Origin of the sequence: Pseudoalteromonas distincta (genome assembly GCF_005877035.1) — a bacterium.
Taxonomy (GTDB): domain Bacteria; phylum Pseudomonadota; class Gammaproteobacteria; order Enterobacterales; family Alteromonadaceae; genus Pseudoalteromonas; species Pseudoalteromonas distincta.
Window position 1 is genome coordinate 1,763,068 of record NZ_CP040558.1, and the last position, 16,443, is coordinate 1,779,510.

Here is a 16,443-nt window from a genome sequence, read left to right on the forward strand (position 1 = left end):
TTTTAGGGAAGTAATTTAAATACGTTTTTCACATATATGTAATTGCTATATCTGATAGTTTTTAAATTGCTCCCACACGGCCTCACCTACAGGTCCCAACACTTCTCCCCTTTTCTTAATAATGTAATATTTTAGAGGCGTTATATTTTGCACATCACTAAGTGACAGCATTTTCAGAGTATTATTTGCAATACCTTCATCAGCTAAATAACCTGGTAATTTGCCCCAACCCATTGCACTTTCGATAAGCATTTTTTTAGTTGGAAAGTCATTTACATACCATCGTCGCTGACCTTGCTGTACACCCCACTCTATGTTTTTTGAACCAGTGCCTGAGTCCTGCACAATTATTTGGTATTCGTTCAACAAATCAGTGGCTTGCCTAAGGTTTGGATTTCGCTTTAACAACAAAGGGGAAGCTACATTGATTAATGAGCCGCTATTTAACAAATGCTTTTCAATTTTCTCTTCTTGTGCAGAAAATTCCATTGTTGGTGTTATACACAGATCGGCACCGCCATCAAGTAAGGCTTCAATTGCACCTGTTATGTACTCTTGCCTGATTATTATTTGAGTTTCAGGGAACTGATTTTGCATATTTTTTAGTAATGGTAAAATACCTTTTAAATTAAATGATGCTTCAATTGCAATCGTTATACTTACCTCGTTTCCCTGTGCTATGTGGTGTGCAACTTGTTTAAGTTGTGCTGCATCATCTAGCAATTTCATAGCCTTATGAAACATAGTTCTTCCTGCACTGGTAAGCTCTAACCGATAACCATTACGACTAAATAAGGCAAAGTTAAGGGTATTTTCTAGTTGCTTAATACCTTGACTTATAGCTGGTTGAGTTTTGTGTAAAAGAGCACTTGCTTCACTCAATGATCCAACCTGAGCAACAGTAACAAACATACTAAGCTGTTCTAATTTCATAATTTACGCCAAACATGTAAAGCTAAAGTTTATATCTTATAAAAAAACATTCAATATTAATTAATAAGAACTGTGATTATTCTAACGTCAAAAGCTAAGCATCTGCTTAAATCACTCTTATTAAAGCTAGGAATAACATGAGCACAAAAGTAAAAAGAATTTTTATGTATACATCACTAGGATTAACAACACTTGCCTTTATAGCTGCAGGCTCTGCAAAACTAGTAGGAGTTGAGCAAATGCACTTATCTTTTGCACTCATGGGTTTACCTGCTTGGTTTGGCTATTTTATTGGTGCAAGTGAACTTGCAGGTGCTATTGCTATTTGGATAAAAAAACTAAGTATTTTAGCTGCAAGTGGTTTGTTAGTTATTATGGCTGGTGCAACATTTTTTCATGTAGTTTACGACAGTGTTGCCAATGCAATACCTGCCGTTATTTTATGTGCTTTTTTAATTAATATCATAATTAACCGAGTCAATGATATAAACGCCTTGGATAGTAAGTAACCTAGAGCTATTTTCAATACAATGAATAACGATATATTCGCTTCTATCGTTATTCAAACCCTCATTTACAAAATGACAAATGCTTTCGCATCTCTAATTTAGGATAAAGATAACAAACTCGATCTCTAAACAAACAAAGGCTAAGGTTGTTTTATTCATTAAATTTTAATTTTGAGTTCATACCCTGTATTTAATAATTAAATAGACGACGTACTAAAGTTTATTACTTGGGCTTTTAATATGCCTAATTAACTAAGGTGTAAAATATGAAAAAAACATTTTTAGGCATTTTCTCGATTACAGTAATAACTTACTTACTGAGCGGCTGCACAACGTCAAATAACGGTAATATTACAAAATTGAGTGAAGATAAAATAAGTACTAGATTAAATAAATTACCTTCCTCGCTAACCTCTAGTGATTTGTTCAATACCACTGTTGTTGAACCCACTCAGCTATTTGATAACCTTTATTTTGTAGGATATATCAGCGTAGGCACTTTTGTTATCACTACAACTGAGGGCATTATTTTAATCGATACCATGTGGACCCCGCACGATGCCAAACATGTGATTGTTCCTGGACTAAAAGAGTTAGGCTTAAATCCTGAAGATATTAAATACGTTATAGTTACTCACGGCCACAGCGACCATTATGGTGGCGCTCACTACTTTGAATCACATTATGGCGCTAAAATTTTAATGAGAAAAAATGAGTGGGACTACATCCATAATCCAAATGCACCTGTATTAACTGATCCTTTCGGTAACTTTTCTACCGAAATACCATTACCTAGCACTTACACCCAAGTTATCGATGGCGAAAAAATAAGTTTAGGTAAAACTAATTTGACGGTACTTGCTACACCAGGGCATACGCCTGGTGGGTTGTCTTTGATAATACCTGTTACAGATAATGGCATACCTCATACAGTTGCACTTTGGGGAGGTACCGGTTTACCGGATACTAAAGAAGCAAATCAAACTTATTTGCACTCTTTAAATTATTTTCAAAAAATTGCAAACAAAAACGATGTTGATGGAAGTATCTCAAACCACCCGTTTTCACATGATCTAATTAATCAAATTAATACATTAAAAAATCGTAAATCTGATCAACGAAACCCCGTGGTAACCGGTAATAAGGCATTTAATGAGTACATAGACGATGTATTACGAAATAACGTTCAAAAGAAACTTTCGTCATTTGAGTCAAACTAATATAGCTTTTCACGCACCGGCGTTATCGTGCTAATGTATTTATAATGACGGTATATGTCGCTTTAAAGCGATACTCATTACTAATATAAAAGCATAGTGCACTTCTTTTTATGAAAGCCCTCAAAAAAATAGTCTGTATAAAAATACAGACTATCAAATGTGGGGTTAATTACTGTTAGTTTGGTTTATTGTTCTACCAAAGTGACCGATACGTCGTCTACATAAAAATCAGCAGTCAGTTCGTTTGACTCAACATAAAGTAAAGCGGCGCTTTCCTCGGTTGTTATTGAATGGGTATAAGTGCCCGAAAGCTGTACCCAATCGCCTGCAACTACGTTTTTAACAGTGGTTAGCTCGAGGTATTCAGTGCTCGCATGCTCAATTTGCAGTGTGAGCTTAACTCCTGGCGATACCGCTGCGTTATCGTCAGATAACTTAACCCACGCAGATACATTATAGGTTTTACCTGCTGTAAATAAGCCTTTTGCATCTTTTTGTAACCCATTCCACGTTTCAGTTCGCCCTTGTACTAAAGCACTATTATTTCCGCTGTGAGCTTGGGTTGTTTCAAGTGAAATAGTAGCACTGCCTCGTGATTGCCATGAATCAAGACCGGCTTCAAAGTCACCATTAGTTAGCAGCTCTGCTGAAGGCTCTGGCTCTGCTACTTCAATTAGCTCTTGCAGCGCATCGGCAACACCTTGCAAAGCCGGTTTTGGTGTATAGTCATTAAAGAATAACAGTGGCCATTCAGTTGTCGGTTCTGGCCAAGTTTGTAACCAACTATCACCATCAATCACCCCCCAAATAGTAATACCACCGCGCTGATCTTCAGGTACCGTTTCTAGGTAGGTTTTAACAATATCGTAATAGTACTGCTTTTGTTCATCCGCTCTTTCACTTGTTAAGTAAGTTAGAGGAATGCCGCCTTCGTTGTTCATACGAACATCTAGCTCGGTAATTTTCACTTTTATTTTAGGGCGAATATCGACCACTTTTTGAAGGTGTGCCTGAATGGTTGAAATGTCAGGGCTGTTAAGTGAAATATGAGATTGAAACCCTATGCCATCAATAGGCACGCCGTTGTTGTGAAAATCGTTAACCATAGATATAACGGCATCTAATTTATCGGCGTTCCAAATCAGGTTATAATCGTTGTAATATAAATCAGCATCAGGGTCGGCCGCTCTTGCTGCTTTATAGGCTAACGGTAAAAATTCGGCTCCTATATTTTCAAACCATACAGATTCATCGGCGCTGTCGTTTGTGGTTTTTTCACCACGATATTTACCATTTTCCATAAACGCTTCGTTAACTACATCCCAGCTAACTACGGTATCGTTATCGCCTTCTTCTTCAAAATGAGTGGCAACTTGAGTGATGTGATTTTCCATCATGGTTATCCACGCGGCTTTATCACCTTGAAAACTTTGCATCCAAGGCGCAATTTGCGAGTGCCAAACAAAAACATGGCCATGTACCGTGAGTGAGTTGTCTTTGGCGTAGTTAACTAGCTCATCAGAATCATCGTAAAAAAATTCGCCTTGGGTTGGTTGTAAATAGGTAGGCTTCATAATGTTTTCAGCAGAGAGCTGATTAAAGTGTTGTTCAATAATCGCTTTAATCTCTGGTCTGTCTATTATGCTGTTACCAAAACCACCCGCTGGCACAGCCACACCAATATTAAAATTAGGTGCTAATGCTTTTAAACTTTGTGCAGTTACTTCGCTGTATTGAACATCGGGTATTTCTTCTGCTGGGACATCGTCTAAAATAAAGCCTGAAAATTCGTCTAGGTATATAGGCTTGTTAATGTTCTCTTTTTTTGAAAAGTGAATTGCCAGCCTAACTAAGGAGTCAGCTTCAGCTGTTGCGGCTGTTAATGTTATTTTTTGCCACTCGCCTGTGAGTGTTTCTTTTACTAGGCTAAGTTGACCATAATCTGGCGCAGGTGTTTGAATCCAAAAATCGGCACTGGTTCCTTCTTCCCCTTTGGCCCAAACACTAAACTCGTAATTTTTACCTCCAGTGATAGGAAGGTCTTCATAAGCTATTTCAATTCCCCAAGGGTTGTCACCCAATGTATTAACAATAACCTCAGCTGCTTTGGTGCCTTTGTAAGTATTAACGCCTTCTTGCGATTCAATTACCTCTATAGTAGAAGTAGCGCTTGATTCTTGATCTGGTCTAAATACCCAATTCCCGACGGGCGTTGTTTGCCCTGAAGTGTCTTCTTCAAACCCACCATTTGTTATTTCAGCTGCTATTGGCGCTTCAGGCGCTGGAGTATCAGGGGCTACTACTTCAGGTATGGGTTCAGGCACTGGTGTATCTTTATTATCCCCCCCGCACGCCATTAATAGTGATACTAAGGTCACTAATCCGGTGTTACGAAAAATCGATTTATTCATTTTTTATTCCTTAGACTAAAGCAATAAATGAGTCGTTTTTGAACTAGGTGCAGTAAAGCCATTTGAGTGAATAAAATATGATAGAGTCTTTCTACTGCACCATAAAATTATATTATTCAATATGACTATAACTAATTATAAAAACAAACAGTCATTTATATTTATTATTTTAATATCTCTTCAAACGTTAATATTTACCTTGTACAAGAGCACAAATATAAAATTAAAATCATCGAGTTATAGTTAAGGTTTAAATTAAAATTTATTGTTTTATATTGTGTGTGTGAATATACAATTATTAAATTAACCTAAAACCAACATTGTTATAGTCTATTTAACAATAAGTATCAAGACTAAAATTTAACCCGTTGCATATTGAGTATGCTTTGAGTTTGAGAAAAATAATTAAATAGAAGGTGTAAGTGATACTTGTGCTTGTATTACTTCGGTAAGATCAAGGTTTACCAGCTCATCGCTTAGTAAAATGACTTTTATTAGCCCCTATGTGGAAATTTGCAAACAAAAAAAGCCGAGTATTTAAAAATACTCGGCTTTGACTACACAATGCGGTTTACTGAACTACATCAGTAATTGTTTTAATAACTGGCTTAGGGTTTAAATTACGATCCCATAGTAATGGGTAGTTTGTTCTGTTTGGGATTGGGTAGTCGTTTTTCCACGACATACCATCGTGTAATCCCCAAAAGGTTACGCGGTCTATCTTGTCTCGCTTTGCGTAAAACAGTTCAAACAAGGCTTTATAACGGGCGTTTAATTGCGCCTCTACGTCGCTTGGCAAGCCATTTTTATATGGGTCGAGGTAGGTTTCAAACTCTTCTAGCTGAAATTGTGGTTTCATCATATCGGTGCCGGTAATTTGCCCCTCTTTTGTTAACGGCAGCACGTCTATATCAAGCTCGGTGATCATCACTTTTATACCCAGCGCGGCGTAGGCGTCAATGGCTTGTTCAATATATTGCATTTTAGGAAAATTAAGCCCCCAGTGCGCTTGTATGCCTATGCCGTCGATTCGAATTCCTTCTTTTTGCAGCATTTTGATCATACGTATAATGCCGTCTCTTTTTTCTGGTCGCCATGCATTAAAGTCGTTGTAATAAAGCTCAGTATTAGGTGAATACTGTTGGGCGTATTTAAACGCGGCTTTTACCATCGTATCACCATTACCTATGCGGTTAACCCACACAGTTGGGCGATAAGAGCCGTCATCAGCTATTACTTCGTTTACTACATCCCACGCATCTACATTGTTTTTATAGCGCCCTGCTACCAGCTCTATGTGTTTGCGCATTTGCTCAAGCTGCTCTGCAGGGGTATTTGGCTCATTTTTGCTATTTGTAAAAAACCAGTCAGGCGTTTGGTTATGCCACACTAAGGTGTGCCCTACCGTAAACAAGTTATTTTGCTTGGCAAAATCTATAAACGCATCTGCACCACTAAAATCAACCTTACCTTGCTGTGGGTAAATTACTTCTGCTTTCATAGCATTTTCAAGCGTCACTGTATTAAATTGCTTAGCAATAATTGACTGTGCGGCGGTGTTTTGGCCTGTCACTATATCTTGATTTACAGCAACCCCCATTTTGAATGAGTCTGCAAAGGTGTTTTTAAGGGCTGGGTCTTGTGCAGCGTCTACGCTTAATGATCCTGCAAGTAAAAGCAGGCTAAGTGTGTATTTTTTATGCATATGTGTGCTCCGTTGAATCGTTATTATTTTCGATAAATATCATACAACGAAAAAAATAAATGATATAGTCAATGTGACCATTAATTATAAATTAAACAAACCTGAGTAAACGTCCATGCTAAAAACACACAAAAAAACGCTAAGCTTAGTTATATTAATGCTCTGTATAAATAAAACAGCGCTGGCACAACAACTTCAAAACCCAGCTTTGTTAAACGCTGTAAACAGCCAAAGCAATGAGCAATCACCGCTAATAAAGGGCGTAATACCCACACTTGTTAGTGACGATTTTTTGTTTTTAGAAGGCCCAACGTGGTCAAGCCAAGACAATGCGTTTTATTTTTCAGAAATGAACTTTGCAAGCCTGCAAGCACTAGGCCCCGACTCCACCATTTATAAATTGCAATTGCCTAATACCATCACCACTTATTTAAAACACAGTGGTACAAATGGCCTGTATGCAAAAAGCGGCAACCTTTATAACCTTAACCACAATACGCAGTCGCTTTCTAAAATTAATATAAAAAGCAAGACCAATACCGTAATAGTCAATAAGTTTGATGGGTTAAGCTTTAGCTCGCCAAACGATATGACTATGCACAGAAATGGCGATATTTACTTTACAGATCCTAATTGGCAACTAGGCGAACGCACTCAGCAAATACCTTATACCGGTGTGTATAAGTTAAGTAATATGGGCGTACTTAGTTTAATTGACGCTACGCTTGAAAAGCCCAACGGTGTTGCACTATCCCCAGATCAGCATACCCTTTATATTGGTGATTTTAGTAACCGCGTCAGCAAATACACTATTGATGAAAACGGTAATATTTCACCACGCGAAGACTTTATTAAAGTAACCTCCCCCGATGGTATAAAAGTAGATTCTGCTGGCAATATTTACGTTAGCAGCCACAGTAAAGGCGTTATTAATATTTATACGCCAGAAGGTGCATTCATCGATAAAATTGAACTGGGCCCTAATGTAACTAATCTTGCGTTTGGTGGTAAAAACCGAAAAACATTATTAATAACTACCGCTAAGGGGTTATTTACACTTGATGTAAAAATAGCTGGTTTGGTTAACTAATAAAGTAACTTATTAAAGAGAAAGTTAAGCTCACTCGTTAAGTATAAAAACCGGTGTAACTTAGTTACACCGGTTTTTTATTATCTAAGTTTTTGCTACTTAGGTAGCGTTATTTTAATTAAACGTGTTGTTATAAAACTTAAAATTACCCGATACATGCAGCATAGCTAACATATACAGCGAACCATTGTAGTAACGATAATCACCTGTTGGTTGCGATAAAGACCAAAATTCGTTAAAAAACTCAGTTGCTTGCCCAGCATTTGTTGAAGCCAGTAGCGCTACTGCATTAGCCGCTTTTTGACCTTCGCCCGCACAGCCTCTGTTTTGCGCCCCACCGTACGAATACACTTGCTCGTAACAGTTATTACTGTTGTTAGTTTTTGCATAACTTAAAAAGCCCAATGCTTTATTTACTGCGCTTTTATGCCACGCTTGAGCACCCATTAAATGCGCGTCTAAACCCACATTCATAATTACGCGCCATGCATCAAATTCATACCATTGACCTGGGTTTGCTTGGTCGTTAAAAATGTAGCCAATAACAGGGCTGCCATCTAAGCGTGATAAAAATGTAGGTAAGTTCCAATGCGGGCTACCACTTACTTTTGTAAAATGGTTTTTAAGTAAGGTTCTACTTTTTGTGGCGACTTGTCGCCAGTAAGTTTTGTCTGCTTGGTTAGTTACGTTATTTGCAAAGTAGTCATAAAACGCAGGTATGTGATAAGAAGGGTCTGTTAGGTTATCAATGTAAGGTGAAAAGCGGATTATTTGGTTTTCCATCAACTTACTTTTAATCGTGTTTAACATGGTAATGGCATCGTTGTAGTAGTTAAACTCACCCGAATTGCCCCAACGAGCGGAGGCATTAAGTAGTGCAAAAGCAAAGTACTCTTCGCCATCGGGAGCGGGGCCTTCATCTACTTTATAAACAAAGCCGTTTTGATTAAGCTTTAGTTTCCACGCGTAAACGCCTTGTTTTTTAGCATCAGGGTGGTTGTCTGGATTTTTTTGATACGCTTTTGCAAAGCGCCATAGGTTATCAAACTCTTGCTGTTTGTTTAGCATGACAGCGGCGGTCATTCCCCACGACTGCCCTTCTGTTCTTATATCGTCGCCCTCGTCTGGGTTAATTGCTTTTATATAGTGTGCTTTATAAACACCGTTTTCGGTGTACGGGTAATAAAGTTGTTGAGTGTTGTTATAGCCAAACATATTGTCAAAAGTACTATTCACCTTCTGTTGTATGTTTGTTTTACCCATTTCCTGTGCAAGGTTACGGTAAGTACCCGAGCTATCAGCACCAACACTCGGGGGATTTACGTTAAAAGCTGCATAAGAGTGGCTAGATGCAAGCACTAACAACATAGCCGTAGATTTTAAAATTACGTTCATATTTATCCTCTTTTTGTGAATTATATCAGCGTGAAAACCAATATAGTCTTTTAGACTATTTGATCAAGATATTTTCACATTTATTTTACTTTCGATAAAACTTAAATTTTTACTTAATCAATTAAAATGTCGCAATTTAATAAAATATGCACCCAGTAAATACCATATCAATGACGCATTCATTTCGTACCTAGATAATATGAACTCGAAAGAAAGGTATGTAAGATTTTGCTTAGTATTAGCAATAAAGCAGTGTAAAAACATAAAAATAAAATAAGATGTGCTGGTATACTCTTTTTATTCTTAAGAGGTATTATTTAGTATGGTTACAATCAAGCAAGTGGCTGCCCGTGCTGGCGTTTCATTTAAGACAGTCTCTCGTGTGGTTAACAACGATCCGAGTGTTAAAAGTGTAAACCGTGAAAAAGTGCTAAATGCGATAAAAGAATTAAACTATCGCCCAAATCGAGCAGCAAGCCTAACACGCCGAAAAAAAACAAATATATACGCCATTATTGCTGATGAGCTGCTTAACGTACCCTACACTTTTGATATTATTCGGGGCGCTCAAGAAGTTGCCTGGAAAAAGAACAAAGAACTGCTAATCCTTAACATCAATGAAACAAAAGCAAGCATAGATAGGGCTATAGTAAGTCTATTAGAGAATAGGGTTGAAGGTGTTATTTATTCAGCAATGTGCCACCGTGCAGTTCAATTACCCGATGAATTAAAAAAAATCCCGACTATATTGGCTAATTGCTTTCCAATAAATGGGGATTTTCCGTGTGTTGTACCTGATGAAGTACAAGCCGGGGAAGAAATTACCACAGCACTAATCAATAAAGGCTATCGCCGAATTGCATTTCTAAATTTAAATGAAGATATAATTGCTGCAAAAGGCCGAAAGCAAGGTGTTATTAATGCATTTACGCGCCACGGCTTACCTTTAAGCAATTTACTTATTGAATCGGTTATCATTAAGCAAGATGACGGAATTGAACGCTCTATATCTCGAGAGTCTGCTGCTAAAATTATCGATAGCTTTAAACCCGATGCTATTATTTGTGGGCAAGACCCAATGGCTATGGAAATTTACTTTGTGGCGCATGAAAAAAACATGGTAATAGGCGATGATATAGGTATAGCTAGCTTTGATAATTGGGGCAGTATACCTGAATTATTCAACCAAATTTAACCACTATGGCTTTACCGCACCTACAAATGGGTCGCTGGGCTATGGAATACCTTATAGACCTCAGAGTCGACTTAGTTCATCAACATTTGCCATTTAAATTAATAAAACGAGATTCCTTTTAGGGCGTGTTGATCTTTGTGGATTGCAATTTGTTCAATCTAGGGGCGATTTAATCGCGGCGCGAGGTTTGTAACCTAGTGGGCTAAGTAAAAACCGAGCAAAGCTTCCGCGTCCTGCTCACGCCCCTTACCTACATCCATGTAGGCAACAAAGAGTTAATCGTCCCTTGAAAGAACCCAACGGGCAGCGCATGTTTGGTATTTATGCTGCGTTATCGCCTATTTATGAGGAATAACCACACTACATAGGCTCGGCCTTGCCTAAAAACCAAACATACAGCTGCAAATTCACCCACGAAAGGTCAGCACGCCCTAGTATCAATTTACTTAAGTGATCTACTTTAAAGCATAAAAACGTGCTGGTAGCTAAGAAATTGCGCTATTTAGTTGTTTTAAATGTTCACTTTTAATGCTGTTAACATAAAATTCAGCCTAAAAATAATTAAGTGCTTTTTAAAATTGGTACAAGAGTATTGTCTGTGTAATCACTAGTAAATTATTTTTTGCCGATAAAACCCAAACGGCTCTAAGTGATATAGAGACGTGTTTGAATTTATTTTGTTATAGCAACATTATTAAATTGAATGTCTTTTAAGGTAAATTGCTGCAGGGCTTTTACGCTCACCTTATGGTACGGCTGAGTAGGAAAAACAATAGAGGTCATTGTACTTACTCCTTTATTTACAAACACCTCGACAGACGCTTTATCAACCCAGATATCTACATGATAATCTGTAAGGTTTTTTTGCAGTGGGCTCGTTTGAATAGATGCAAAATCAGCCTCAAAGTCAATCAGTCCAGACTTAGTCCTATCTAAAACAAGTGTTCCTTTTAGTGGGTTGAGCGAGAGTATTGTTTGCTCCCCCGAGTCGGCACTTAATATAATATCAATTGCTTGATTGGCGTTTACTAAGGTAAAACTTAGTTTAAATTGCCCAGGAGCAACATTAAATACCTGGTCAAGTTGGTAATTATTTTTACCTTCTAGCACAGCTTTGGTTTGAGTACTGGCCAAAATTTTCTGCAACTCTTTAACTGGCTGTGATGCTAAGCGTAACCCTTGAGATGTTTTTATCAACTCAAGTTCCCTTGGTAAGGTCATTGCACTACGCCAGGTTGTTGTTGGCACAAAATTAGCGTACTGCCAATTGCTCATCCAGCCCATAAATAAATGACGATTATCAGGTGCATCAGAAAAAGTCACTCCAGCATAATTGTCAGTGCCATAATCTAGCCAAATTGCAGGCTCTATTTTTGGCCTAGCTGCTTGGTCAGAAAAGGTGATATCAGCAACTTTAATGTGGCCCCAATCACCCTTTTTACTATCGATTACTTTAATTACTCCTTGCTTATTTTTAAAGCTGCGCACATCCCACGCAGTTTCTAACATAACATTTGAGTTACTACCTACTGTACTTTTAACTACTTCACCGTTAATCAATAACTCAATTGCAGTTCGTTTTTTATGTTTACCACCTAATATTTTAAAATTGATATAATCGTGCTCAATAGTAAAAGCCTCAGATAAAGCTGAACCAGTTGCTTCGTCAGATTGGTTAAATGAGCTCAGTATTGGCTTTCCTTGTTGATCACTTGCAATATGAAATGCATTTCCTTCTACCTGCCATTTACTTAATCCATTTTTAAAATTTGCAAACTCTACACCTTGTGGAAATACAGCCAATGTAGGCGCTAGCATTTTCTGATAGTTTTCATCTAAAGTGAATTTTGTTCCATCAAAATCACCTATAAAATATTGAGTTCCTGAGCCGCCATTAGGTGCACCAGGGTTAATGCTTACTAGTAGAACATATTTATAATTATCAGTGCCGCGTATTTTTACACGGATTAAATCAGGGCATTCCCACACTCCACCATGGCTACCCCATTGGGCTCCAAAAGTACTTTTAAACTGCCAATCTTTTAGATTAGTTGAAGTATAAAAACCTATGTGGTCATCTTGGGCCAATACCATAACCCACTGCTTTGTTGCTGGATGCCATTTAACTTTTGGATCTCGAAAATCACGGATATTTGAATTTTTAAGTACAGGATTATGTTTATATTTTTGCCAAGTACGCCCTTTATCTATGCTATACGCTAATCCTTGTGTCTGAATATCGCCTAACCCTTGTTTTGCTCTTTCCTCATTATGGTATGTGTAAATAGCCACCAAAGGTGGGTTTTCTTTTGTACCAAAGCCACTGCTATTTTTCCAATCAACAACGGCACTGCCTGAGAATATCGTTCCGTGTTGATCTGGGTACAGCTTTACACCTTGATGTTGCCATTCAACCATATCAGAACTTATTGCGTGCCCCCAGTGCATAGGGCCCCACACCGAACCATAAGGGTTATATTGATAAAATAAATGGTATTCACCTTGGTAATACACCATTCCATTAGGATCATTCATCCAATTTTTATTAGGTGTAAAATGATAAGCAGGCCTAAACGCTTCGTTTGCCAATTGTTCTTTTACATATTGCTTGTTGTTTTGAGATTGATTTACTGCATCACATGCAGTTAAAAAAGACAAAACGAGTATTATAATTATTAGTTGCATCGAATGCCCCACACTTAGTTATTGGTATTAATAGAAATATTTTCTAAAGAACGCCCTTTTGTTTCAGGCATAAAACGAGCTACAAAAATAAGCTGCCCCACCATCATTAAAGTGAAAAAGCCAAAAATCTCTGCTGGACTAAATTTTTCTAAAAAATAAGGCATAAATAAAGTGATTGCTGCAGCAAACAACCAATGTGTACCTGAGCCTAAAGACTGACCTTTAGAGCGTATTTTATTTGGGAATATTTCGGCTATAAAAACCCAAATTACTGTGCCTTGTCCAATTGCATGTGCGGCTATAAATACAAATACAAACGCAACAACCAATACTCCTCCTGTTTGGTTGCTAAATGCCCATGCAACGACAGCCAATGAAATAATGTAACCAATAGAACCAACATACATTAATGAACGGCGGCCATATTTATCAATTAATAATAAGCCAAGCATAGTAAAACATAAGTTAACTAGGCCTATCCCTGCACCTGATAGTAGTGCCTGGTTTACATCTAATCCTGCTAGCTCAAAAAGCCGAGGAGCATAGTAAATAATGAAATTAATACCCGATAATTGATTAAATGCCGCAAACAAAAATGCGAGTAGAGCGGCTTTACTGTAAGTACCTGAAAACAGTTTAGACTCAACATTTTGTTTTTTATCTTTTTCAATTGCTAGTAAAACGGTATCTGGCTTTGACTCTCCTAGTTGGATTAATATTGACCGCGCTTTTTTTATAGCGTTTTTATTTTGTACTAACCAACGTGGACTTTCAGGCGCTCTCACAACCATAAGTAAATAGATAACGGCAGGTATTGCCTCTACGGCAAGCATTAAACGCCAATCGTTTCCAGATGTACCTGAAATTAGGAAATTTGAAATAAATGCAATTAAAATCCCAAACACAATTTGAAACTGATAAAGCGCAACTAACCGCCCGCGATATTTAGCAGGGGCTATTTCTGATATATAAGCGGGTACCACAATAGAAGAGATACCCACACCTACACCGCCAATAAACCTCAGCAAGGCAAAAGTATAAGGGTCTTGCGCAATTGCAGAACCAATAGCAGAAACTAAAAATAATACGCCAACCAATACTAATGTGGGTTTGCGGCCAAATTTATCACAAGGGTAATTACCTCCTAAGGCTCCAATTAATGTTCCCCATAAAGCTGAAGACATAATAAATAAGCCATGAAATAACGAACTCGTATCCCACATTGCTTGAATGGGCTTATCTGCCCCAGATATAACCGCCGTGTCGAAGCCAAATAAAAACCCCGCTACAGCGACTGTTATTGACCAGTAAATAATCTTATTCATATCAACTCTTATTGCTTATAGGCGCCAATTTAATCAAAGCACGACAATGGGCGCATTTATATTCTTATTAAAGCTTTAAGTTACATACTTACCTGGTAATTAGATGCGCTAAATCAGTGTATAAGAGCAATACCCAATACCTTGATAATTATGGTTTTAAAATGCTTAAATTGTGTGTTTTCTCATTGCATGTCTATTTACCCTTGCAAATAAACAACGTTGTCTTTTTTGATTTGCTCTATCTGTCTAAATTTAATTGTACGGTCAATTGCCCGTAGTACTTAAAGCATAAAGTTAAACAAACATTATGACAACGTTGTCTTTTTAACATTAAAGAAACGTAAACTCAACAAAATCATTGCATCAATGTATTACCTTTGTGTGGTTCGTTATTGATGATTACCCGACATATTGCCTACAGCGCTTTTAGTCCTTTCCCTGTTGCTGCCCAATAAATTCCGCCATAGATATGCTCGGTTAAAAATTCACTTTTATACACCGCATTAGTATGCCCAAGGGCTGTGTAAAATGATCGACCACCATCGTAATTGTGATACCACGAAATAGGATGAAACGCCCCCATACCTGAGCCTGTTTTGTTATTACCCCAATCGGCAGTTGGGTTGTAAGTTTGCTCATCAACCGTGAGTAAGTAGTTTAACTTAGTTAGCTCGGGCCCAAACTCGTACCACTCGTCGGTCCAAAGTATCTCCTGCGGCATATGGTTTAAGCCAATAAAGACAGTATTCGGCACTTTACGTAGTACGCCAGTTTGAATAACAGGATGAATGTTAAAGGTGCGCCCCACCAGCTTTTGGTACCAAGGCCAGTCGTATTCGGTATCTGATGCGCTATGAATGCCAACAAAGCCTTTACCTGCTTTTATAAATCGCTCAAGCGCGGCTTGCTCTTTTAGGTTTAAAATATCGCCCGTGGTTGATAAAAATACCACTACATCAACATTTTTTAAGTAATCGTCGTTAAAGTAATGGCTCTCTTCGTGCCAAATTAAGTTAAAAAAATGCTTATCGGCTAAGACCTCTAACGCTTTAACCCCTTCGGTTTGCGACTTATGGTGCCACCCTGCGGTTTTTGTAAATAGCAGCACATTAAATTGCTTTTTAGGGAGCGTATCAAACCCTGTAGCATGACTTTTTTGCACTGTTACCATACTCAGCGTCAATACAACAAAGCATAATAGCCAACCTTTATATGCGAATCTAGATAAAGAAAAAAACATAATATTCCTATTTAAAATGAACAAACATATTAGCCGTTAGCCGCCCTGTTTGTGGACACGACGAAATATCGGTTGACGTGTTAAGTAAACTGGTGTGCAGCAAATACCCAGGAAACACAATAAGCCTATTTGGCTTATATTCTATGTGCTTGTAGCACTCAAACTCACTGTGCTGCGTGGTGCAGTAACTAGGCTTTGTATTTGCTAATTCAAGGTATTGCTGAGCATGTGTTAAATACGTGTTTTTGCGCTTTGTACTGATTGTTTCAAACCCTGTTTTTTTATGCCTAAAAAACCCAGTGCCGCCATGCTCGCCTTCGCCAAGGTAATGAATAATGGCAATTAGGTTAGGATCGTTGGTATCAAAGTGTGGCAAGGTTTGTATAGGTGATAGCTGCTTCTGCGTTTTAGTAATTAACGATAAGGTATTATCTTTTGGGTATGGGGTAAGTGTTTGCCCAATATTAAATACGTTATAAAACCCCTGTATAAGCGGCTTTAGGTAATCAACCACACATTGCTTTGGCAGCGGCATGCGTAAACCTGGGTATTGAGTGAGTTCGTCAGGTTTAAACTCTCCCTGATTTTGCGCATGATTTTCATCAGCACTTTGCGCTAAGTTTATAAGTTTTTGCGGCTCACTCAGGTAGTCGTCAATTATAATAATTGGCGTTTGCTCTTGCCCTATAAACTCATACTGCGGCTGTAAATTATTGCCAAGTGTTAGCATATTGC

The 16,443-nt window shown here is 37.9% G+C and carries 12 protein-coding genes; 4 read left to right on the forward strand and 8 right to left on the reverse strand.

Translation table 11 applies throughout. From position 1 onward, the window contains the following. Positions 1-45 precede the first annotated feature (45 nt). Positions 46-933, reverse strand: a complete 888-nt coding sequence (locus tag FFU37_RS07870) for a LysR family transcriptional regulator (RefSeq protein WP_138489183.1) — start codon at positions 931-933, stop codon at positions 46-48. Positions 934-1,070: 137 nt separating this feature from the next. Here FFU37_RS07870 and FFU37_RS07875 point away from each other — a divergent pair, with 137 nt between their 5' ends. Together FFU37_RS07875 and FFU37_RS07880 are read left to right on the forward strand one after the other, a co-directional pair. Continuing rightward, the gene (locus FFU37_RS07875; RefSeq protein ID WP_033021971.1) at positions 1,071-1,442 is read left to right on the forward strand and encodes a DoxX family protein; all 372 of its coding nucleotides are present in this window, start codon (positions 1,071-1,073) and stop codon (positions 1,440-1,442) included. 266 nt (positions 1,443-1,708) lie between these two features. Continuing rightward, positions 1,709-2,662 carry an MBL fold metallo-hydrolase gene (locus FFU37_RS07880; protein ID WP_007375177.1) on the forward strand — a complete coding sequence of 318 codons (954 nt, stop codon included), beginning with the start codon at positions 1,709-1,711 and terminating at the stop codon, positions 2,660-2,662. A 185-nt stretch (positions 2,663-2,847) separates the two neighbouring features. Here the strand turns inward: FFU37_RS07880 and FFU37_RS07885 are convergent, their stop codons facing one another. Beyond that, positions 2,848-5,073 (reverse strand): endo-1,4-beta-xylanase, encoded by a 2,226-nt coding sequence (locus tag FFU37_RS07885; protein WP_138489184.1) that lies wholly within the window; start codon positions 5,071-5,073, stop codon positions 2,848-2,850. A gap of 571 nt (positions 5,074-5,644) precedes the next feature. Beyond that, a complete protein-coding gene (locus FFU37_RS07890) occupies positions 5,645-6,778 on the reverse strand; it encodes an endo-1,4-beta-xylanase (RefSeq protein ID WP_138489185.1) in 1,134 nt (377 codons plus the stop codon). 115 nt (positions 6,779-6,893) lie between these two features. On the opposite strand from FFU37_RS07890, the gene FFU37_RS07895 reads away from it, so the two are divergent. After that, complete coding sequence (locus tag FFU37_RS07895) at positions 6,894-7,868, forward strand: SMP-30/gluconolactonase/LRE family protein (protein WP_138489186.1); 975 nt, start codon at positions 6,894-6,896, stop codon at positions 7,866-7,868. Between the two features lie 114 nt (positions 7,869-7,982). Here the strand turns inward: FFU37_RS07895 and FFU37_RS07900 are convergent, their stop codons facing one another. Beyond that, positions 7,983-9,263 carry a family 8 glycosyl hydrolase gene (locus FFU37_RS07900; protein WP_138489187.1) on the reverse strand — a complete coding sequence of 427 codons (1,281 nt, stop codon included), beginning with the start codon at positions 9,261-9,263 and terminating at the stop codon, positions 7,983-7,985. A 322-nt stretch (positions 9,264-9,585) separates the two neighbouring features. On the opposite strand from FFU37_RS07900, the gene FFU37_RS07905 reads away from it, so the two are divergent. Then, positions 9,586-10,458, forward strand: a complete 873-nt coding sequence (locus FFU37_RS07905) for a LacI family DNA-binding transcriptional regulator (protein WP_239022720.1) — start codon at positions 9,586-9,588, stop codon at positions 10,456-10,458. Between the two features lie 672 nt (positions 10,459-11,130). Here FFU37_RS07905 and FFU37_RS07915 read toward each other — a convergent pair. The 4 genes from FFU37_RS07915 to FFU37_RS07930 form a co-directional block, all read right to left on the reverse strand. Further along, the gene (locus tag FFU37_RS07915) at positions 11,131-13,143 is read right to left on the reverse strand and encodes a glycoside hydrolase family 32 protein (RefSeq protein WP_138489188.1); all 2,013 of its coding nucleotides are present in this window, start codon (positions 13,141-13,143) and stop codon (positions 11,131-11,133) included. A 14-nt stretch (positions 13,144-13,157) separates the two neighbouring features. Continuing rightward, positions 13,158-14,468, reverse strand: a complete 1,311-nt coding sequence (locus tag FFU37_RS07920) for a sugar porter family MFS transporter (protein WP_138489189.1) — start codon at positions 14,466-14,468, stop codon at positions 13,158-13,160. 415 nt (positions 14,469-14,883) lie between these two features. Beyond that, the gene (locus tag FFU37_RS07925) at positions 14,884-15,708 is read right to left on the reverse strand and encodes a ThuA domain-containing protein (RefSeq protein WP_138489190.1); all 825 of its coding nucleotides are present in this window, start codon (positions 15,706-15,708) and stop codon (positions 14,884-14,886) included. 7 nt (positions 15,709-15,715) lie between these two features. Continuing rightward, a complete protein-coding gene (locus FFU37_RS07930) occupies positions 15,716-16,438 on the reverse strand; it encodes a DUF6445 family protein (RefSeq protein ID WP_138489191.1) in 723 nt (240 codons plus the stop codon). Between the last annotated feature and the right edge of the window lie 5 nt (positions 16,439-16,443).

Coding starts and splice junctions, on each gene's coding strand:
- FFU37_RS07920 (WP_138489189.1), bottom strand. CDS start 14,468: ATGAATAAGATTATTTACTGGTCAATAACAGTCGCTGTAGCGGGGTTT.
- FFU37_RS07905 (WP_239022720.1), top strand. CDS start 9,586: ATGGTTACAATCAAGCAAGTGGCTGCCCGTGCTGGCGTTTCATTTAAG.
- FFU37_RS07875 (WP_033021971.1), top strand. CDS start 1,071: ATGAGCACAAAAGTAAAAAGAATTTTTATGTATACATCACTAGGATTA.
- FFU37_RS07870 (WP_138489183.1), bottom strand. CDS start 933: ATGAAATTAGAACAGCTTAGTATGTTTGTTACTGTTGCTCAGGTTGGA.
- FFU37_RS07925 (WP_138489190.1), bottom strand. CDS start 15,708: ATGTTTTTTTCTTTATCTAGATTCGCATATAAAGGTTGGCTATTATGC.
- FFU37_RS07885 (WP_138489184.1), bottom strand. CDS start 5,073: ATGAATAAATCGATTTTTCGTAACACCGGATTAGTGACCTTAGTATCA.
- FFU37_RS07930 (WP_138489191.1), bottom strand. CDS start 16,438: ATGCTAACACTTGGCAATAATTTACAGCCGCAGTATGAGTTTATAGGG.
- FFU37_RS07880 (WP_007375177.1), top strand. CDS start 1,709: ATGAAAAAAACATTTTTAGGCATTTTCTCGATTACAGTAATAACTTAC.
- FFU37_RS07895 (WP_138489186.1), top strand. CDS start 6,894: ATGCTAAAAACACACAAAAAAACGCTAAGCTTAGTTATATTAATGCTC.
- FFU37_RS07915 (WP_138489188.1), bottom strand. CDS start 13,143: ATGCAACTAATAATTATAATACTCGTTTTGTCTTTTTTAACTGCATGT.
- FFU37_RS07900 (WP_138489187.1), bottom strand. CDS start 9,263: ATGAACGTAATTTTAAAATCTACGGCTATGTTGTTAGTGCTTGCATCT.
- FFU37_RS07890 (WP_138489185.1), bottom strand. CDS start 6,778: ATGCATAAAAAATACACACTTAGCCTGCTTTTACTTGCAGGATCATTA.